Source organism: Vibrio sp. YIC-376 (genome assembly GCF_052353105.1).
Classification (GTDB): Bacteria; Pseudomonadota; Gammaproteobacteria; order Enterobacterales; family Vibrionaceae; genus Vibrio.
On sequence record NZ_JBBWFK010000001.1, the window covers coordinates 827,205 to 847,913 of the forward strand.

Here is a 20,709-nt window from a genome sequence, read left to right on the forward strand (position 1 = left end):
CTTGTTCTTTAAATGAGTATGGAAATGAAAAAATTTAAAATTGCGGTAATACCTGGCGATGGCATTGGTAAAGAAGTCATCCCCGAAGGGATAAAGGTAATCAAAGCACTTACAGATTCCAGAATGGATGTGGAATTTGAATTTGATTATTTAGATTGGTCATGTGAAACATACTTAGAAACTGGCCGAATGATGCCTGAAAACGGTATCGAAATCCTTTCTAAATACGATTCGATTTATCTCGGTGCGGTGGGCTTCCCTAATGTACCTGACCACATTTCTTTATGGGGACTGCTGCTCCCTATTCGCCGCTCGTTTGAGCAATATGTAAACCTTAGACCCATCCGTCTGTTCGAGGGTATTCCTTGCCCGTTAGCCAACAAAAAGCCTGGAGACATCGATTTCTATGTGGTCAGAGAAAACGTCGAAGGTGAATATTCGTCTGTTGGTGGTATCCAGTATGAAGGTTCGGCCGACGAGATAGTTTCTCAGCAGAGCATTTTTACCCGCAAAGGGACGGATCGCATCTTAAAGTACGCCTTTGAGTTCGCTTCCAAACGCGATGCAAAACGTGTCACGTCCGCCACTAAATCGAATGGGTTGTATCATTCAATGCCATACTGGGACAGTCGTTTCGCAGCTATGAGCAAAAATTACCCGGACATTCAAACGGAACAATTTCATATCGATATTTTGACCGCGAATTTTGTTCGAATGCCGGAACACTTTGACGTTGTTGTCGGTTCTAACCTGTTTGGCGATATCTTGTCTGATTTAGGCCCTGCATGTACTGGTACAATTGCGATTGCTCCTTCAGCAAATATCAACCCAGAGCGGGACTTCCCATCCATGTTTGAACCTGTTCATGGCTCAGCACCAGATATTTACGGTAAAAATATTGCGAACCCGATCGGTACTATTTGGGCTGGTGCGATGATGCTAGATCATCTTGGATTATCTAAAGAGCACGACATTATCTTAAAGGCGATGGAAAACGTTATTCGTGAAGGAAACAGCCTCACGCCAGATATGGGTGGCAAAGCCTCGACTCAGGAATTGGGTACTGAAATTGAAAATGAAATCCTTCGACTAATTTAGAAATTTCCTCACAACATTTAGTAAGGCAGTCCAGGCTGTCTTACTATTTAATATTAATAGTGTCTCGTGGCCCCGGTGCCATTAACGCCGTCGGTTGTTGCTGCGAATACAGTTTTCATTGGGTCCCCTTCTGCCGTTGCCATAAGAAAAACGTTAGGAGTTTAACGATGACAAATAGCTTTAAATTAAAACGTCTGATCACGCCTGTGCTACTGTTGGCTGCCTGTGCAATAATTAGTGGCTGTACTCAGCGGGACTGGCGGACTGCCAGCCGTGAACCTGCAGGCATTGCTCCAAACCCATCGGATGTTAAACAGGCAGTGATTGAGTTTTATGCAGCAGATGCATTTGGTTGGCGTGGCTGGTTTGCAGTACACACTTGGCTTGCCATCAAGCCAGAGAATGCGGATGAATACACCGTCTATGAAGTGGTTGGCTGGCGAATAAGTCGTGGTCAACCGGCGCTACATAACTATCAGACTGCTACTCCCGATCGCTATTGGTATGGAGCTCGACCTGAAAAAGTTCTATCGATTCAAGGGGCACAAGCACAGCAGCTCATCCCCAAAATTCAGAGTATTGTCGAGAACTACCCTTGGGCAAATGAATACAAACTATTTCCTGGGCCAAACAGCAACACCTTCCCAGCCTGGGTTGGCCAGCAAATACCAGAGCTAAACTTAGATATGCCGTTCAGAGCCATTGGTAGTGGTTACATCGACTGATGTTAGTGAGTAAAAATCGCAATATTGAATTGAAAAGAGAAATAAATGCTTTAGAGCACAAACCTCAAATCGCTTGAGTACTATAGAATCTCTTCTTCATCATCTTTGCGAAATCAGCAAAAGAATTGTATCTCACCACTTACTGTTCTCGCCCTAGCATTGATGCCACATGAGCACTTAACCAATTGGTTAATCATCAAAACTACTCGCATTAAGTAAAATTACTTCAATTTCTTCGGTAATCTCTTCCCTGCGTAAAATATTACATTGCTGGGTCAATTCATCCGCTTTGCTTTCAAGATGTTTAACTGCACCTTCAAGATGCATGATTCGATTGTAATTTTCCTCTAATAAAGAGGTATAAAATATTTCATGTAGAGCAGTAAAAAGAAACTGTTCGGCAACATTGATCAAAAAGTCTGCCGGAGATAAGTTGAGTTCCGGAGGATACGGAAAACTCGCTGACTGCGGGTGTTTGTGCTGAAACGGTGGCAATAATTTTTTTGTGCTAATCTCCTGCTCACCGCTATGGTAAATACTATATAAGCTCATCAACGGCTGTTGCTGCTGCAACTGGGTAAGTATCTGAACAGTTTGTTCGAGAGCAGTGGACACCTCTTCGACAACATTAGGGCCATCTATTTGCGCATATACGTGTACATCATCTTGCATTAAGTTACAGAGCTTACGGCCAACAATAATTAAAGTTGGCTTTACATTGGATGGAATATTTAAAAACTGCTCAATATAATCCACCAACTCCTGATTGAAATCACCACAAAATCCCCGCTCGGATCCAATTAAAAGATAAACAGGAAGCTCTTCAGATTTTTTTAACAGTGTTCCCGGATAAAAACTCAGAAAGTCGGAAGCCGCTGAACTGATGACATCGATCGCACGATGTTGAGTATCAAGAAATGTCCCCAACTTATGAGTTTCCATATAAGCTAACATTTTCATAGCATCTAAGATTTTTATAATTTCGTTCAGACTATGATGGTGATTGTCCAGATCCAGGCGTCGGCTCATAACGTACTGTCCTGTATTTTGGTAGAAGATAACCATTTAGCCACAGCTGAACTCCACTCCTCTCTGGGGCTATCAAGGATAAGGCTGGAAGACTTCACTTCCTGTTGAAGAATATTAAGAAGCGACGCAACTTGTTGTCGTCCGCAATCCTTGAAATGTCCATCATTAAAAGCCACAAGCCATGTCAGCTGAAAAGTCTCGTGGAGAGGGGAAAATTGCTCCTGCTTGAGGATCTCCCTCAATATCAGACCACGTTGAATCGCTTCCTCCATCGAAGCTTCAAGCCGGGCACCAAAGCGGGTGAAACTCTCAAGTTCCAGAAACTGCAGGTAGTGTAACTTCATACTTCCGGCTTCTTCCTTGATTCTGGGATGTTGCGCTTGTCCCCCAATACGAGAAACCGAACGGGCAATATCAATGGCCGGACGGAAGCCTGCTGAAAACAGCCCTCGTTCCAAATAGATTTGCCCGTCAGTTATTGATATTAAATTAGTCGGGATATAATCTGCGATTTCTCCCTGTTTAGTCTCTACGATTGGCAACGCAGTCATACTACCACCGCCATGAGACGGACTCAGGCAGGTCGTACGTTCTAACAATCCCGCGTGTACTGAAAAAATGTCACCGGGATAGGCTTCTCGCCCGGGAGGACGGCGCAGAAGCAATGATAATTCCCGGTAAATCTTGGCATGAGTGCTGAGATCATCGTATACGACAAGGACATCATGCCCTTGCTGCATCCAATACTCAGCAATAGCACAACCGGCAAAAGGCGCTATATGCTGTAATCCCGGAAGGCTACTCGCTTCAGCGACGACGACAGTTGTGTACTCAAGAGCACCAAACTCTCGTAATATCTCAATAGTTTTAATGACGGTAGAACGCCTTTGCCCAATGAGCACATAAACACAGCGAACATTTCTGTCTCGTTGATTAATCACGGTATCAAGAGCAAGGGCACTTCGCCCAAGGCCCTCATCACCAATAAGTAACTGCCTCTGCCCTTTACCTATCGGGATTAACGTATCAATGATCTTTATACCCGTATATAAAGGCGCATTGACGAAATCACGGCTGATAATCGGGGGAGACAACGTATCCAGACGCATCCATGCTGAAGGGATAGGAGGTGCTTCCCCATCATGTGGACTGCCTAAGGGATCAATCACCCGGCCAAGCAATCTGTCACCCACAGGTACACTTAAGGAATGCCTGGAGAGATGAACGGAGGTTCCGGCGGTCAACTGGCTGGTTTCATGCAGAAGAACCGCACTGACCAACTCTTCCGTCAGGTCAAAAACCATTGCCCGACTGCCATCCTCCATCGTTAAAATATCATTCACCGCAGCCGAAGGAAGCCCGGATATTCTGGCAATACCATCTCCGATGGATCGCACCGCTCCCCGCTCTTCAAGACGTAATCCCGGTTTATAATCCTTGAGCCACATCGCCTGCTGTGCCAACGGGCTATTGAGTTCGTCTTCATCGGGTAACATAGGCAAACTCCATAAACCCCTTTAAATCATCTCTTATATTGGCACGCAGACACCACGCACCTATTGTGATAAACAATCCAGCGATCAACTCAGGGTTCTGAACATATTGAACAGGAATGGATAATTGGCTGACTGTCATCAGCGCCTTTTCCAGATCTTGCCGCTTTTCTTCAGGGATTGGATATGCACTGCTTACCTCAATAACTTCAGGCGATACTCCCCACTGAAGTAACAATTTGGCAGCGCTCTCATGGGAAAGAGACGATAAATCATCCAACAGGGTTTCCAGCAACCGAGCCTCCAGCTCCGGTCCAGAAGCCCTGCTAAGCAAGGAAGTCGCAAATTGAGCGCTCTGTTGTAATGCCTGTTGTTCACTATCACGAATAGCTTCCATACGCTGGCGGGATTCAGCAACCTCAGCTTTTTTCTTTTCCTGTTCAATTGACTGCTTCAACAGCTCTAACCGAGATGCTCGTTCTGCATCAATTTCCCTCGCCAATTCCTCTTTTGCCAACTGGCACTGACGCTCCCAATTAGACAGACGATTTTCGTACTCATCTTTCAGTGCTGCCGATTCATCATTGAGGCGTTGGGATTCACTAAACTGCTTATCAATACCGGCCTGGCGCTGACTAATAACAGCCATCACCGGCTTAAACAGAAAGCGTTTGAGAATCCAGATCAACACCAAAAAATTGATGATTTCCAGCACAAAAGTAGTCCAGCTAAACTCCAAAGTAATTGCTCCTCAATATTGGTGATAAACCATCATAGAGTGATTGCCGTCCGGTAAACTAACAGCCCTTATTTTATAAGGTATTCAAGCAATGGATTACGGAACAGCACAATCAACACAATAACGAGCACATAAATGGCCAATGACTCTATCATCGCCAACCCGATAAAAAGCGTCCGCATAATTGACTTTTCAGCCTCAGGCTGACGTGCCAGAGCATCCATCGCCCGACTCACAGCCCACCCCATGGCTATCGCTGGTGCCAAGACCCCAATAGAAATACCGATAATGGCAACAGCGGTGGAAGTCAGAACAAAAGTAGATAATTCATTCATTAGTGGCTCCTTCTTGTTGCTGTTGTTGATATTGTAGGCTGCCCGCTATATAGATGAGTGCTAGCATGCCGAAGATATAAGCCTGAACTAATGCTTCAATGACATGGAGCATCAAAATTGGAACTGGCGCCAGAAATCCCGCCACCATCAGAAATAGCAAGGCCGCCATTTCTAGGCTCATCATGTTGCCAAATAACCTCACAGCTAAAGCAACCGTACGGGTTACTTCGCCGATAAGGTGAAACGGCAATAGAATCGGACTGGGTTTTAAATAATGGCTTAAGTATTGCCTTATCCCTTGCAGACGAATGCCATACCAGTGTGTCGAAAGAAAAACGATGATTGCCAGAGCAGATGTAGCAGATAAATCACGTGTTGGGGAATGAACGCCCGGAATAAGCCCACTCAGATTGGCAATAACAAGAAATATCCATAGGCTGCCAATAAATGGCATCAGGCTTTTCACATGCTGAGGAGCAACTTCTCTAATCACATTTTCAATACTGGCAATCATACCTTCAATAGCAGTCTGCACCAGCCCGGGTTTTATCGATAACTTCTGTGACAAAAGCCAGGCAAGCAGCCCGATTACGCCAATGATTCCCCATGTTGTGACTATAGTGTTATCTATCATAATTACAGTCTCACTGAGTTGGATTTACCCCATCTCAGTTAAAATCCATGGCATTATTGCCGAATCAGAAGATAGACATTAATCATCCCTACCATCACGCCGAGCAAGATAAAACTGATTGTCCAGCGAACCGAGTATCCCTCTATCATGCTGTCTATCCAATGACCGAGGTAAGCACCGCCCACAATGGGTAAAGCAAGCACTAACCCCAGCGTTCCAAGATAAATAGTTTGGCCGATAAGGGTACGCCGATCACGCTCAGCCTTCTTCATACGGTCAACCTGACACTCAGTTTTCTTTTTCAAATCATCCAGTTTAGGCATGACACTAAATTGTCTCTCTCTTACCTATTTTCCACAGTCGCATAAATACTTCTTCTTCCATACGATGTAGGCTGTCTTTAAACGTCTGTGACTTTTCTTCTTCTGCGAGCAATTGTTGCTCCAGTGCCAGGCTAATACGGCTATAGTCATCGTCCAGCAAAAAGCGGTAGGTACATAATGTTAGGATGTTATCTTTAAAATAGAGCACCCCACCTGCCGCTGCCAGATATTTCCAGTCACTATCACCCGTGCGGTACTTTGCTATTCCCGTAGAAAGAACCGTCATAAAACGACTGTGATTCGCCAGCAACCCGAAGCTACCCGTTTGGTCTTCACCCACAAAAGATGTGACATCCTTGATTTCTTCTGCATGCGTTGCATCCAGCAGGCAGAGCATGAAACTTTTCATCGTGGCTGGCTCTCCATACTCCCCCGCATATAACAGCGCTCTTCCGGTATTTCATCGTAGTGACCAAGGAGAAAATGTTCACAATCTATTAGCGTACTTTCCAGCGGCACTGACACACCCGACATACCTGTATGTGCTGCAGTTGTACAAAATGGCTGGGTCAGATAACGCTGAAGTTTGCGGGCTCGCATGATGATTGTACGATCAGCCTGAGACAGCTCCCCCACACCTAACATGGTTATAATATCCTCCAGCTCATGGTAACGAGCCAAATGTTCCCGGACGCCTTCAGCAATACTGTAGTGACGTTCACCTAATGTATGACGATCCATGAGCTTATTGCTTGACTGCAAAACATCGACCGCAGGATAAATACCTTTACCCGCTTGTGCCCGGGATAACATTACCGTGCTATCAAGGTGACTAAGGATGGTACTGACAGCTGGATCGGTCATGTCATCAGCAGGGACATAAACAGCCTGCACCGAAGTGATGGTTCCATTTTTCGTTGAAAGGATACGGTCCTGAATCTCTGCAATATCTGTCGACAATGTAGGTTGGTAACCTACGGTAGCAGGCATCCTACCGAGTAAACTGGATACTTCACTGCCAGCCTGCACAAAGCGGAAAATATTATCCATGACAAACAGAACATCTTTTTTCAGGGTATCGCGCAGGTATTCCGCATAAGTCAGGGCCGACAGTCCGATCCGAAAACGGACACCCGGAGACTCGTCCATTTGTCCGAACACCATCAATGTCTGTGGCAGTACTCCTGCATCACGGATAGCGTGCCAAAGTTCATGACCCTCACGTATACGCTCACCAATCCCGGAAAAAACCGACACACCCTGGTGTAATGAAGCCATCGCGTGCATGAACTCCATAATTAGCACCGTTTTTCCAACACCCGCCCCACCGAGTAATCCTGTTTTCGCGCCCTCAATGAAAGGACAGAGAAGATCGATAACTTTGATTCCGGTTTCTAACACTTTTCCGGCACCGACAGATTCATGGATCGGTACTGGGGCACTGTGGACATTGCGATACATTGACGCCTTGAGTTCACTACCGCCATCCAGCGGCTCACCAAAAATATTGAGCAGACGACCAAGGCAATCCGGCGTTACCGGGACATGAAGAGAAGCACCGGTATCATAAACGGTGACCCCACGATGCAAGGAGGAATTTTTATGTAGAATAATGGCGCGGATGTGCCGCTTATCAAGATGTTGGTGAACCTCAAACAAATAGGTTTCATTATCGACATTCGCACATAAAGCCTGATGTAAGGGAGGCAACACGTCACAAGCAATCACTGTTACTGGACCGTGGATCTCAGTAATGACACCAATGGGGGTATGTTTCCTTCCTGACTCCATCTTATACCTCTGATTAGGGACTGTTGACCCTAGGCATAGTTGCTTTAAGCAATTCTATTAACGGATAATTTACGTCTTCAGTTTTTAGTATAGGGTATACCTGTTTAACTTGAAGTCTTGTTATCTGCCAAAAGTTTCAACATATAGTTGCAGTAATGAATATCCCTTTAGCCAGTTCAGTAAAGAATTACAGCTAACTGATGGTCGGTTTACTTACACCGGATAGCCCAGCTTAATAGAAGGATGTCAGCTGCTTTTCTCAGCTATCGTTGATAGTACTGTGGAAGAGCTGGTTGAAGATAAATGACAGACAGCAGATAAACGAAAGTACTGCAAATTGGAAAAAATAATGTTTAAGATCACGTTAACGTTTGTGATAGGCGAAGCTCCACTCACGGTTTGCGATCGTCGGAAGAATTTCCGGCATGATGATTCATTACTTTTCCTCCAAACTGTTGGCGCAGCCGATTCAATTCGCACAAACGTTCACTCACTTTGCCATTGACGCTCGTCGCCGGATACTTACCGTTGACCAGTTCCCCGATAGGTAAATTAGTAAGCAGCGTCATGGCCTGATCGACATGCTCAATCGCCCAAATATGGAACAGGTGCTCCCGGACAGCTGCACGGACATCTTCCCGCAACATCAGATGGGGAATATTCGCCGCAGGAATGATCACCCCATGCTCTCCCTTGAGCTTACGCGCCAGACAAATATCGAAAAATCCTTCAATTTTCTCGTTGACGCCGCCGATCGCTTCAATCAGGCCATGCTGATTGACCGCCCCAGTGATGGCTACCGATTGTTTAAGCGGGATCTGCCCGATCGCCGATAATAAAGTGCACAATTCCGCAGCGGAAGCACTATCTCCTTCCACACCACTGTAGGATTGCTCAAAGGCCAGCGAGGCACTCAGTGACAATGGCTGGCTCTGGCCATAGCGCTCCCCAAGAAACCCACTCAGAATCATCACGCCTTTAGAGTGAATCGAGCCACCCAGATCCACTTCCCTCTCAATGTCGAGTATCTGTCCATCGCCCAGACGAATGGTCGCGGTGATCCGTGAGGGCATCCCAAAGGGATGGTCACCAACCGCCACAACCGAGAGTGCGTTGATCTGGCCTACCGCGAAGCCCTCGGTATCAATCGTTCTTATCCCCCGCAACACACTTTCCTGATTACGCTCCTTGAGATAGCTTACTCGACGGCGCTGGGCTTCCACCGCAGCTTCGACAGCCTCTGCGGTGATCACTTTCTCTTCACGCTGTCTCGACCAGTAATCCGAATCACGCAATAAATCCATAAGTGAATTCATATGCAAGGACAGCTTTTCCTGATCGGCCATCATCCGGCTGCTGTATTCGATCACCCGGGCCACAGCTTCCCGCGCCAAAGGGAGCAACCTTTCCCGGCTCTGCACCGTCTTAATCAGCTGGGCATAGAGCGTTATCGAAGCTTCATCCCAAGTCAGTTCCTCTGAAAAGTCGGCCTGAACCTTAAATAATAAACTAAATTCCGGGTCATAATATTTGAGCAAATAGTAGAGCATCCGATTGCCGCAAAGCACCACTTTCAAGTCAAGCGGTATCACCTGCGGCTCAATTGTAGTGGTCGTTGCCACGCTCAACATTTGTTCCAGAGACTGGATCCGGATTTGACTGGAGCGCAATGCGCGCTTGAGCGAATCCCACAACAAGGGACGGTCAACCAATCGGGCTGCATCCAACACCAAATAGCCACCATTAGCACGATGCAGCGCACCGGGTTTAATCAACATAAAACTGGTATACAAAGTACCTGCATGGCTGAGGTGCTCCACCCGCCCCACCAGATTCGATACAGTCGGGTTATCCTCGTAAATCACGGGCAGCCCGTCGACACCACTGTTATCCACCAGCAAATTCACCTGATATTCTGTGAAATACTCCGCCACTTTCTCACTTTTCTGCTCTTCTGCCAGACTGCTCAGGACTTGTTGAAAACGATCAATATTATCGATGAGGTCTCGTTTGAAGCTCTGTAGATAGTCAATCACCGTCTGGTACGCACCGAACTTTTGCTCCAACTCAAGAAACAACTGACTGATGGTGATGGCGACGGTAGCTCGCTGTAACTCTTTGATGGCCTGGAGACTTTGACGTCGCCAGACTGGCATATCCCGGGATATCTGATTCAGTTCCTGACGCAATGCTTTGAGATTCGCCTCTATCTGATCCTGCTGTGCCTCCGGCAGTTTACGGAACGCCTCCTGACTCAAGATTTCCCCATCAAGTTCGGGCATAAAAGTGTAACCGGTCGGGGTTTTCTTCAAAATAATATGATACTCATCCGCATGGGATTCTGCTGTTGCAAAGGCTTGGTGACAACGTTCTGTGTAATCCGCTTGAAGTGCTTGTGTTCGTGCCTGAAGTTCATCACTCTGCAGTGTTTCCGGTATCGCCTGAACCAGATATTCCACCAACTGTTGCACATTCTGTCGCAGCCGTCGTCCATCCCCAGCCCGGAGCTTTAATGCCAATGGTTGCTGTGGATTATCGAAGTTATTGACATAACACCAGTCATCAGCCGATGGGTAATTACGGGAGCGGTTCTGCAGCAGCCGGTCGATAAGAGTATGTTTGCCTAAGCCAGTTGAACCGGTGACAAAAATATTGTATCCGGCATGAGGCATGTCGAGCCCAAAATTCAGGGCTTCCATCGCCCGATCCTGTCCCAGATGTTCGGCCAGCGGGGCCAGTTCATCGGTAGTCTCAAAATTCAGCAGATTGAGATCGCAGACATGGTAAAGCTGCTCCTCCGTCAGGGATAGACGTTTCTTTTGCATAGGACGCTCCGAAGCCTTGAACTAATTCGGGAATTTATATTCCAGTGTAGTACAGACGCGCAATACATATGCACAGCATCACCGACACCGGAAGCAGCATTCTTTTGGAAAGACAGAGTTAAACCAGAGCTCTCTTTGGTGGGAAATACCTGTTGCGTGGCTAATAGAATTCAATAAAACGATATTATTTTCGCATTCATTTAGACCATCCATATACTAAGAGTAAAGCGGGAATAAATTACTGTTAACTCTGCCTATTAGTGAATGTTATGGAATATCGTGATTACTATGCAATTCTTGGTGTTCCCCGTGATGCAACGCTTGCGGACATTAAACGCGCCTATAAAAAGTGTGCGCGCAAATACCACCCGGACGTATCAAAAGAAGCCAATGCAAAGCAGCAATTTATTCAGGCGAAAGAAGCATACGAAGTCCTGAAAGATCCTAAAAAACGCGCTGCTTATGATGAGCTTGGTGAGAATTGGACATCTGGAGAGGAGTTTACAGCACCACCTAACTGGAAACGTAATTTTCAGTTTTACAGCAATGGTTCCAGCCAAGGCGATCCCAGCGCATTTTCTGATTTTTTCGAGTCACTGTTTGGTGGTTCTTTTAGAAGTGACCCTTTTCACTCTCGTTATACGTCGGGAGATCACTCCTTCACAGCGAAGGGAGAAGATTTACATGCCAAAATACAGATAGATATTGAAGATAGTTTTCATGGCGCAGTAAAGACCCTAACGTTACCCAACTCTTCGCCCAACAAAGAACATGCTCAAACAATTAACTTACGTATTCCGAAGGGAATAAGGGAAGGACAACAAATCCGTATCGGGGGTAAAGGGCTACCGGGATATTCAGGTGGCGCTCCGGGGGATTTGTATCTTGAGATCAGCTTTCACCAACATCCTTTCTATCGCATAGAACAAAAAAATCTGTGTCTGACACTTCCCATTACACCGTGGGAAGCTGGATTGGGAGCGAAAATAAAACTACCCACGCCTATGGGGCCAATCGAAGTCACTATACCTGCCAATTCAGCTTCCGGACAAACTCTGCGCCTACGTGAACGTGGACTGCCTGGAAAGAATCCTGGTGATATGCTGGTCAAACTCAACATAGTATTACCCAAAGTGAAAACTGAAGAAGAAAAAGCGCTGCTACGCCAGATGCAAGATTTAATGCCCTTTAACCCCCGCGGCCAGTTAGGTGTCTAACTATGACGAAGAAAATTACTCCCAATCAGCTCGTTATTTCTGTTGTTGGTGAATACGAGCCGACTCTGACACTAGCAGAGTTCTGTCGCGCTTGTGATGTGCCAGTTGAATGGGTAATCGCTCTGGTTGAAGAAGGAGTACTAGATCCGCAAGGTGACAAGCCAATACATTGGTTATTTTCAACATCCAACTTACGCCGCGCCCTTCGGGCTCAACGAATGCAACAAGACTTAGGATTGAATATTCCCGGTATAGCAGTTGCCCTTGATTTACTTGATGAGATAGAACGGCTGGAGCGTAAGCTCAACAAGCTGCTTTAAAATAATTAGGATGAATAGCCATCGATTCAATAGATACTCAATTTCATGCTAGAGGTATTAGATAAATTAAATCAGTTCAAAGTGGCTTGATGAGGTTAGCTCTACTTAAAGCGCATTATGACAAACTCGATGAACAGACGTACCCGCATCGGCAGGTGGTCGCGATCACGATATAGCATATACAACGTGCGGACTTTGCTGCTCCAGTCAGGTAGGACATGATTCATTTCACCCTGAGCTATCATTGGTAGCGCAAAGTAATCCGGCACGTATCCGATACCTAACCCTGGTTTGATACCGTGAGTCAGCATCATAATCTCATCAACTTCCAGTCTTACCCCCTTACTCGGGTGATAATCAAACTCTTCACCGCTCTCTTTGTGTACCAACTTTGTACCAATCTTCTCTGTGTTAACTTCGTTTATGCTCGGCCAAGCAGTTACTGGGTTGCAACTACTTGGTATTGCAGTTGTTATTACAGGCTTGCTTCTGCCACGTATTTCACTGTTTAAACGCAAGCCTAAAATTTGCTCTGAATCCTAGGTAGACTCTCAATTACTCCATGATAAAGGCGGAAGGTCTCCGCCTTTATAGTGTTTGCGGTATCTACCTATTGTTCCGATGCGTAGCTTCCTTGAAGTTAGATCAGAACAAAGTCAGCTCAGAACTGATTGAATGGTTGATGGATATTTGTGAGTTACAAGCTTTACTAAATTAGCATTTAACGGATTAAAATTGGTAAGGAAAACTCCTCTTTCCTGCGACCAGTTTTTGGCTAGGTTTACACTCAAACAATTATTTTAAACCGAGACGTTTCATTAGTCGGTGTAGATTACCCGGATTAACTTTCAACTGCTTTGCGGTAGAACTTAGGTTCTTATCATTTTCCAGATAGGTACTCTGTACAAACTGAGCCTGAAATAGATCAATAGCCTCTTTTAAACCCTGATGCTTGTATTCAGACATACCTTCATTTGGCTTATATTCAGCGGCTTGTAAGCCAGCCTTCTCTATGGAAAAGTTAAAATGGTGCGGTAGCAAAGTTATCTGTTCAGATGGAGAATCCGACTTTGCAATCACTGACGCTCTGTTTATTGCATGCTCAAGTTCGCGGACATTACCGGGCCAAGTGTAGCTTTGGATAACGCTAAGGGTTGCAGCATCCAAGCTGATATTCGCAACACCTAACTTATGAGCACATCGCTCAGCAAAAAAACCGGCAAGCAATACAATATCTTTATCACGCTCACGCAATGGAGGAACAAATACCGGGAAAACGCTCAATCTATGATACAAATCTGCCCTGAAATTACCTTCCTTCACTTCGTCATGCATTACTCGGTTAGTAGCAGCAATAATACGTACATTTACTTTAATGTTTCTATCATCACCTACCCGTTGTATATCCCCATATTGAAGAGCACGCAGTAGTTTTGCCTGAAGAGGAAGTGACAGCTCACCAATTTCATCCAAAAATAGTGTGCCGTTATCCGCAAGCTCAAACTTACCTTTTCGGTTACTGATTGCACCGGTAAAAGCCCCCTTTACATGCCCAAACAACTCACTCTCAGCGACAGATTCCGGAAGCGCGGCACAATTCAAGTAAACCAGAGAATTTTCAGAGCGACTAGATTGGCTATGAAGCGCATTTGCTACCAACTCTTTACCAACACCAGTTTCACCCATAACAAGCACGGAAAGATCGGTATCAGCAACAGCATCAATCTGAGATTTAAGCTCCAGCATTGACGGAGATTGTCCAATAATTTCTCCCAGTTGCCTCAATTTACGGGTACGTCTTGGAGAGTTGGCTTCGACACCAGCCGTTCTTTCTAATTGCTCCATTAATAAGGCTGTATTCAGACTGCTGGCAGCCAATGCACTGATAATTCGTAGATCATCGTTTTTGAAACTCTCAAACTGAGTCGGATCAAACGCATCTATAGTGACCGCTCCTATCAGGCGATCATCCAGCATAAGTGGCAACCCTATACAGGAATGAACCTTGAGATCTTCTTCATGGTTTGGGATAAGGCCGTCATAAGGATCGGGAAGATCACTGTTCGAAGGAAAGCGAACGATATCTCCTGCTCTTGCGATAGCCTCAAGACGAGGATGCTGTTGAACATCAAACCTGCGGCCAAGCACATCTTCACTTAGCCCATTAATCGCCAAAGGAACAAACTGCTGATTGCGAAAAAGCAGTAAAGCGGATGCATCGCATCTTAGTGTTTGCCTGATAGTCGACAGTAATCTGTCGAATCTGTCCTGATCGGAAATACCAGAGGTAATATCCAACGCTACCTGTATCCACTCTTTACCAACCTGATCCATAACCATGGCTTTAACCCTGAAATTTATCTAATTGACAATGACCTTATCATAAAGACAATCCATTTTCTTTGTTAAAAAGACAAAGAAACAAAATAAAACAACATAAGTAATTGATATTTAATAAATAAATTTTATGGCACACAACATGCTCTTATAAAGACAAGTGTTATAACTGTTTTAAGGTAAGAGAAAAAATGACGATTCATGTAAAAAACAATATTCACTGGGTTGGCCAACGTGACTGGGAGGTTCAGGACTTTCATGGTACAGAATATAAAATAACGAAAGGAACCAGCTACAACAGTTACCTTATTCGTGAGGAAAAAACCGTACTAATCGATACCGTTGATCACCGTTTCAGTTACCAATTCCTTCAGAATCTGGAGATGGAAATAGATTTGAACGACATCGACTTTATCGTTGTAAACCATGCTGAAGAAGATCACTCAGGTGCTCTGTCTGCCCTAATGGATAAAATACCCGGTACGCCAATCTATTGTACAGAAGCGGCGATCGACTCTATTGTTGGTCACCATCACCATCCTGAGTGGAATTTCAGAACGGTTAAAACCGGCGATTCCATTGATATCGGTAACGGTAAGCAACTCATTTTTATTGAAGCCCCGATGCTACATTGGCCGGACAGTATGATGACCTATTTAACGGATGATGCCGTTCTGTTCAGTAACGATGCTTTTGGTCAACATTACTGCGACGAACATCTGTTTAACGACGAGGTAGATCAGAGCGAGTTGATGGAGCAGTGTCTTCGTTACTACTCCAATATCCTGACTCCATTTAGCAGCCTGGTCACCGCAAAGATTAAAGAAGTTCTCAGTTTTAATCTTCCGGTAGATATGATCGCAACCTCTCACGGTATCGTGTGGCGCGACAATCCAACTCAGATTGTGCACCAATACCTTGAGTGGGCAGATAATTATCAGGAAGACCGAATCACCATTCTGTACGATTCTATGTCTAACAATACCCGCATGATGGCCGACGCCATTGCTCAGGGGTTTTATGATGTTGACCCGAAAGTAGCAGTTAAAGTATTTAACGTGTCTAAACACGATAAAAATGAAATCCTGGCTAACGTATTCCGTTCTAAAGGTATATTCGTTGGCTCATCCACAATGAACAATGTGATGATGCCAAAGATTGCAGGCATGCTTGAAGAGATCACAGGGCTGAGATTCAAAAACAAAAAAGCCGCAGCATTTGGCAGTTATGGCTGGAATGGTGGAGCCGTTGACCGCATTCACGCCCGTTTAACAGACGCCGGATTTGAAACAGCGTTAAGCCTGAAAACAAAGTGGCGTCCCGATGGTAATGCAATGCGTGAATGTCGTGAACATGGCCGCCAGATTGCTAAGCTGTGGGCAATAAACAGCGAAACTCAGGTAAAACCAGAACCGACACCAACTGAAATTACAGAGTCTTCTGACACCAGTACACATCCAACAGATTGCCAGTGCATGATCTGCACGGTTTGTAACTGGGTTTACGATCCTACTATCGGTGAAATCAAGCAGGGCGTAGAGCCAGGCACAAGATGGGAGGACGTACCAGATTACTTCCTGTGCCCTGAATGTAATCTGGGCAAAGAGGTTTTCGTTGAATACTCAAAAGAGAACAAGGAGGCAGCTTAATGAATGCTCCTTTGATTATAATTGGTAGCGGCTTTGCCGCTTACCAACTGGTAAAAACACTACGCCGTAAAAATAGCGATATGTCTATCCAGTTATTTACTTCTGATAACGGAGACGAGTACAACAAACCAGATCTGAGCCATGTATTTACTCGCCAGAACAGTGCTGACGATCTTATATCTATGAAGGGAAAAGAGTTTGCTGCACAGCATCAAATTGAGCTTTTCGCCAATACCAGAGTAGATAAGATAGACACGAAAACTCACACGATAACAGCCAATGGTACTTATTATCGTTATTCCAAACTTGTTCTGGCAACGGGTGCAAAAACATTTGTTCCTGCATTAAATGGTGACGCTGCCGGAGAGATTATTACGCTAAATAGTCTGGAGGAATACCGTACTTCTGAACAGCGTATTGCCGATGCAAAACACATTCTGATCATGGGCGGAGGTCTTATCGGTACAGAGCTGGCAATGGATCTTGCTGCCAGTGGTAAACAAGTCAAAATTCTGGAGCCTGGTGCTCACCTGATGACAAACCTGCTCCCTGACTTTGTCGCCACAGCTCTTGAAAAGCAATTACGCAGCGACGGCGTTCAGATTGAGTGTCTGGACTATGTCACCTCTATTGAGCGTAGCGATAGCGGTCTGATTGCCACAACGAGTAAAGGTTCACGATACCAGACAGACTGCATCGTCTCTGCCGCCGGATTAGCACCCAACATCAAACTAGCCCAGGAAACCGGAGCAGAAGTGAATCGAGGCATAGTGGTTAACAAGCAATTAAGAACCTCAATAGAAGATGTCTATGCTCTGGGCGACTGTGCCGAAATAGATGGGAAGGTGATGTCATTTCTTCAGCCAATTATCCTTAGTGCAAATACGTTGGCGAGTACACTGCTATCTGACAGTACCTCATTGAATATACCTGCCATGATGGTGAAAGTGAAAACACCAAACTATCCTATCCAGCTGGGCGGACACCATAACTCTGACTCCAGTTGGCAGGTAAGTTTATCTGAACAGGGCGTGATCGCTAAGGCTTATGATCAGGAGCAACGTATGACTGGTTTTGTCGTTACTAAGGACAATGTTAATCAGGCATTTCCACTGTTAAGAGAGGTGCAAACCAGATACGCATAAATGACAACTAAAAACAAATACAGGTTTGCTGGTAAACACATAACTGCGTCAGAAGTTACGAACGTTATTCCGGTGGTATACGTTACTACCAGCACACCACATTATTAGCATATTGTTGAGCTGAGTAATGATGCTCAGTTCAATATCAATTTCCAGGCGGGGTAATTATGTAGCCTAGAACTGACATACCATTAGTCAATGGCTGCCACCACAATCTGCACCGACACCTCAAATTTTACAACCTGCTCAAAAGATTGATGCTAAAGATCTACGTACACAAAGCTAAACCTGCAATAATCTGATCTGCTGACCCCAAACCTACACCGTTGTCATTTGCTGAGTATCCTAACTCAATATTCAGACCAAACGGTGTCATATAAATAGCAGATGCACCATAACCGTCTGCTCTGACTCCCAGAATCCGAAGCCCTTCAACTCACTAGATAATTCAGTTTCACCTTTGATATTCAATCGTGCACGACTTTTGTTTTTCATCGTCCCGTCAATCTCTTCTCCGCTTTCTGCTTCGTTAAAGTCACCACGAAATTCCAGTCGACCGCCTATATTCAACTCCGTACCTTCACTTTTATAGACCGTTTCGGATATTGCAGAACCTGATATCAAAACTGTAGTTATAGCGGCAAATAATATAGTTTTTTTTCATTTTTACTTCCTTGTTATTGATAAACTAAAATGTAGGTATTCAATTATTTAATTTTACTTTAATTATTATCTATACGAACTTTAAAGTATTAAATTAATACTTTAATAAAATTCATATTAAAACTGATAATATTAATTTATTAATAACGAGAGAAAAAAAAGAGCCGCCGTATGGCGGCAGAAAAATAAAAATCAAAAAGTAATGCAAGTGCTGGGAGGAGCTTATTTGTTCGTGTAAAAAGCTCGTTTCAATGCTAATTCAACGCCACGAATTTCTGCTAAGCCTTTCAGACGGCCAATACAGGAATACCCTGGGTTAGTTTTCTTTTTCAAGTCATCGATCATTTGATGGCCATGGTCGGGACGCATTGGAATCAAGCGAATATTTCCCGCTTGTTCTCGACGATATTCCTCTTTGAGCAGCGCGTTGATGACATTATACATGTCAACATCTCCATCCAAATGTGCCGCTTCATGAAAACTCATTGGATTACTTTGTTCTCTAAGCGTTGAGCGAAGATGAGTAAAGTAAATACGATCGCCATATGTTTCAATCATATGAACTAAATCGTTATCTCCACGCACACCATAAGATCCAGTGCACATTGTGATACCATTCATCATACTTGGTACCGCGTTGGTTAACGCTTTAATATCTTCAATGGTCGAAACGATACGTGGCAAACCGAGAATAGGTCGAGGTGGATCGTCAGGATGCACAGCTAATTTCAACCCGTACTGTTCACAAGTTGGCATCAATTCTTGTAGAAACAACACCATATGCTCACGGAGTTTTTCTTTATCAATACCTTGATAAGTGTCAAGACGAGCTTGAAATTCGTCCAGCGTGTAGCCTTCTTCAGCACCAGGCAAACCAGCAATGATATTTGATGTTAACTTATCAATTTGAGCCTGAGTCATGTTTTCAAAACATGTCTTAGCTTGAGCTTGCTCTTGTTCAGTATATTCAGACTCAGCTCCCGGACGCTTTAGTATAAAGAGTTCAAACGCTGCAAATTCTATTTGATCAAAACGTAATGCTTTGGAGCCGTCCGGCAATTGATATTCTAGATCGGTACGAGTCCAATCCAGTACAGGCATAAAATTATAACACACTGTATCAATCCCACATTCAGCCAGATTGGTAAGCGACTGTTTGTAATTCTCAATCCATTGGGCATATTTACCTGTGCGGGTTTTAATTTCTTCGTGGACTGGCACACTTTCTACCACTGACCAGTTGAAACCTTTTTCGTCCAAAATAGCTTTACGCTTTAAGATTTCCTCTTTGCTCCACACTTCTCCATTTGGTATATGATGCAAAGCGGTTACAATTCCCGTTGCGCCTGCTTGTTTAATATCATCCAAAGAAACAGGATCGCTTGGGCCATACCAACGCCAAGTTTGTTCCATGACACTCACCTTTTTAAGACACACTTAACCCGCTCAAAACTCTCAAGCTTCAAGTTAAGTGTTATAACGACTTATTAAAGACAACTATTAATGTTGTCCAGACCGAAGAACCACGTTCCGATGGTAATTATTTATCGTTTTGTGTTACCCAAAGATACAACTGGGTTTGAGCTAAATAAGTAGCCGTCGAAATTCGGGTCATCAACGTCAGACAGCTCTAATAAACGCTGCTTAACATTTTCTAGGTGTTGCCACATTGCATTTTTGGCAGCTATTGGGTCTTTCCTTTGAAGAGCAGAAAGTATTTTGGCGTGATCTTCCATCCATTCTGCACGATAGTCTATGCCTTTAATTCGAGTATGGAGCTTATTCCACATCGGACTGTTTTCGCGACGCTCCCACGAATGTTTCAACATGTCGACCAGTACAGAATTCTGTGTAGCTTGGGCAATACACATATGAAACTCAGCATCCCCTTCACTCACAGTGGCACCACTATCGAATTCCTGGCGTTCAAGATCGAGCGCCGTGCGCATTCTTAGGATGTCTCCTGGAGTGACCTGAGTGGCAGCAAACTCAGCAATATTACTTTCCAGCAACTGCCTAGCTTGCAACATCTCAAATGGGCCTGCATCATCAGTAATGATATTTTCACGGGAACCAGAATGGGTTGGAACGTTAAGGACGTATACACCAGAACCTTTCTTAACCTCTACTAAGTTCTCCAATTCCAACATGATGATTGCTTCACGAACCACAGTTCGACTGACATCTAGCTGCTCAGCAATATCTCGTTCAGGAGGAAGCCTGTCTCCGACCTTATATTGGCCATCAATAAGCTGTTTTCTTAGTACTAACCCTATTTCTTGGTAAGGTCGTTTGGGCTCAAAAGGCATCATGATGATCTTTTTCAATACGTCCATAACTATTTTCACCATAATAGCGACCAAATAAAATTGGTCAACCTACTTAA

General features: G+C 44.6%; 19 protein-coding genes and 1 pseudogene. 6 read left to right on the plus strand and 14 right to left on the minus strand.

The window, feature by feature from the left end; all coding sequences use genetic code 11:
- Nucleotides 1–24: 24 nt before the first annotated feature.
- On the plus strand, nt 25–1,098 hold the full coding sequence (locus tag WJM94_RS03690) for a tartrate dehydrogenase (RefSeq protein WP_444492880.1): 1,074 nt from the start codon (nt 25–27) through the stop codon (nt 1,096–1,098).
- A 167-nt stretch (nt 1,099–1,265) separates the two neighbouring features.
- On the plus strand, nt 1,266–1,823 hold the full coding sequence (locus tag WJM94_RS03695; protein ID WP_444492881.1) for a DUF3750 domain-containing protein: 558 nt from the start codon (nt 1,266–1,268) through the stop codon (nt 1,821–1,823).
- A gap of 189 nt (nt 1,824–2,012) precedes the next feature.
- Here WJM94_RS03695 and WJM94_RS03700 read toward each other — a convergent pair whose 3' ends face one another.
- From WJM94_RS03700 to WJM94_RS03740, 9 genes are all read right to left on the minus strand, one after another.
- The gene (locus tag WJM94_RS03700) at nt 2,013–2,852 is read right to left on the minus strand and encodes a F0F1 ATP synthase subunit gamma (protein ID WP_444492882.1); all 840 of its coding nucleotides are present in this window, start codon (nt 2,850–2,852) and stop codon (nt 2,013–2,015) included.
- Nucleotides 2,849–4,348, minus strand: coding sequence for a F0F1 ATP synthase subunit alpha (locus WJM94_RS03705; protein ID WP_444492883.1), 1,500 nt, complete (start codon nt 4,346–4,348; stop codon nt 2,849–2,851). The genes WJM94_RS03700 and WJM94_RS03705 overlap by 4 nt, the downstream gene beginning before the upstream one ends.
- Nucleotides 4,335–5,084, minus strand: a complete 750-nt coding sequence (locus tag WJM94_RS03710) for a F0F1 ATP synthase subunit delta (protein WP_444492884.1) — start codon at nt 5,082–5,084, stop codon at nt 4,335–4,337. Before WJM94_RS03710 ends, WJM94_RS03705 begins: the two co-directional genes overlap by 14 nt.
- Nucleotides 5,085–5,152: 68 nt before the next feature.
- Entirely contained in the window at nt 5,153–5,419 is a 267-nt protein-coding gene (gene atpE, locus WJM94_RS03715; protein ID WP_014234581.1) for an ATP synthase F0 subunit C, read from the minus strand.
- Nucleotides 5,412–6,053, minus strand: a complete 642-nt coding sequence (locus WJM94_RS03720) for a F0F1 ATP synthase subunit A (protein WP_444492885.1) — start codon at nt 6,051–6,053, stop codon at nt 5,412–5,414. Before WJM94_RS03720 ends, atpE begins: the two co-directional genes overlap by 8 nt.
- Before the next feature lie 53 nt (nt 6,054–6,106).
- Nucleotides 6,107–6,376: an AtpZ/AtpI family protein gene (locus WJM94_RS03725; RefSeq protein WP_444492886.1), complete on the minus strand. Its 270-nt coding sequence runs from the start codon at nt 6,374–6,376 to the stop codon at nt 6,107–6,109.
- 4 nt (nt 6,377–6,380) lie between these two features.
- Entirely contained in the window at nt 6,381–6,773 is a 393-nt protein-coding gene (locus WJM94_RS03730) for a F0F1 ATP synthase subunit epsilon (RefSeq protein WP_444492887.1), read from the minus strand.
- A gap of 8 nt (nt 6,774–6,781) precedes the next feature.
- Nucleotides 6,782–8,167, minus strand: coding sequence for a F0F1 ATP synthase subunit beta (gene atpD / locus WJM94_RS03735; protein WP_444492888.1), 1,386 nt, complete (start codon nt 8,165–8,167; stop codon nt 6,782–6,784).
- A gap of 392 nt (nt 8,168–8,559) precedes the next feature.
- On the minus strand, nt 8,560–10,992 hold the full coding sequence (locus WJM94_RS03740; protein ID WP_444492889.1) for a Lon protease family protein: 2,433 nt from the start codon (nt 10,990–10,992) through the stop codon (nt 8,560–8,562).
- A 269-nt stretch (nt 10,993–11,261) separates the two neighbouring features.
- On the opposite strand from WJM94_RS03740, the gene WJM94_RS03745 reads away from it, so the two are divergent.
- Together WJM94_RS03745 and WJM94_RS03750 are read left to right on the plus strand one after the other, a co-directional pair.
- On the plus strand, nt 11,262–12,209 hold the full coding sequence (locus tag WJM94_RS03745) for a DnaJ C-terminal domain-containing protein (protein WP_444492890.1): 948 nt from the start codon (nt 11,262–11,264) through the stop codon (nt 12,207–12,209).
- 2 nt (nt 12,210–12,211) lie between these two features.
- Nucleotides 12,212–12,529 (plus strand): chaperone modulator CbpM, encoded by a 318-nt coding sequence (locus WJM94_RS03750; protein ID WP_444492891.1) that lies wholly within the window; start codon nt 12,212–12,214, stop codon nt 12,527–12,529.
- A 101-nt stretch (nt 12,530–12,630) separates the two neighbouring features.
- On the opposite strand, the gene WJM94_RS03755 is transcribed toward WJM94_RS03750, so the two are convergent.
- Complete coding sequence (locus WJM94_RS03755) at nt 12,631–13,047, minus strand: LysR substrate-binding domain-containing protein (RefSeq protein WP_444492892.1); 417 nt, start codon at nt 13,045–13,047, stop codon at nt 12,631–12,633.
- 277 nt (nt 13,048–13,324) lie between these two features.
- Nucleotides 13,325–14,863, minus strand: a complete 1,539-nt coding sequence (gene norR, locus WJM94_RS03760; RefSeq protein ID WP_444493002.1) for a nitric oxide reductase transcriptional regulator NorR — start codon at nt 14,861–14,863, stop codon at nt 13,325–13,327.
- Between the two features lie 194 nt (nt 14,864–15,057).
- Here norR and norV point away from each other — a divergent pair, with 194 nt between their 5' ends.
- Together norV and norW are read left to right on the plus strand one after the other, a co-directional pair.
- The gene (norV, locus tag WJM94_RS03765) at nt 15,058–16,515 is read left to right on the plus strand and encodes an anaerobic nitric oxide reductase flavorubredoxin (protein WP_444492893.1); all 1,458 of its coding nucleotides are present in this window, start codon (nt 15,058–15,060) and stop codon (nt 16,513–16,515) included.
- Nucleotides 16,515–17,660, plus strand: a complete 1,146-nt coding sequence (gene norW, locus WJM94_RS03770) for an NADH:flavorubredoxin reductase NorW (RefSeq protein ID WP_444492894.1) — start codon at nt 16,515–16,517, stop codon at nt 17,658–17,660. Before norV ends, norW begins: the two co-directional genes overlap by 1 nt.
- A gap of 283 nt (nt 17,661–17,943) precedes the next feature.
- On the opposite strand, the pseudogene WJM94_RS03775 reads toward norW, so the two are convergent.
- The 3 genes and pseudogenes from WJM94_RS03775 to WJM94_RS03785 form a co-directional block, all read right to left on the minus strand.
- Nucleotides 17,944–18,311: pseudogene (locus WJM94_RS03775) on the minus strand (porin); the annotation flags it as partial.
- A 234-nt stretch (nt 18,312–18,545) separates the two neighbouring features.
- On the minus strand, nt 18,546–19,736 hold the full coding sequence (gene uxuA / locus WJM94_RS03780) for a mannonate dehydratase (protein WP_444492895.1): 1,191 nt from the start codon (nt 19,734–19,736) through the stop codon (nt 18,546–18,548).
- 131 nt (nt 19,737–19,867) lie between these two features.
- Entirely contained in the window at nt 19,868–20,659 is a 792-nt protein-coding gene (locus WJM94_RS03785; protein ID WP_444492896.1) for an FCD domain-containing protein, read from the minus strand.
- Nucleotides 20,660–20,709: the final 50 nt, after the last annotated feature.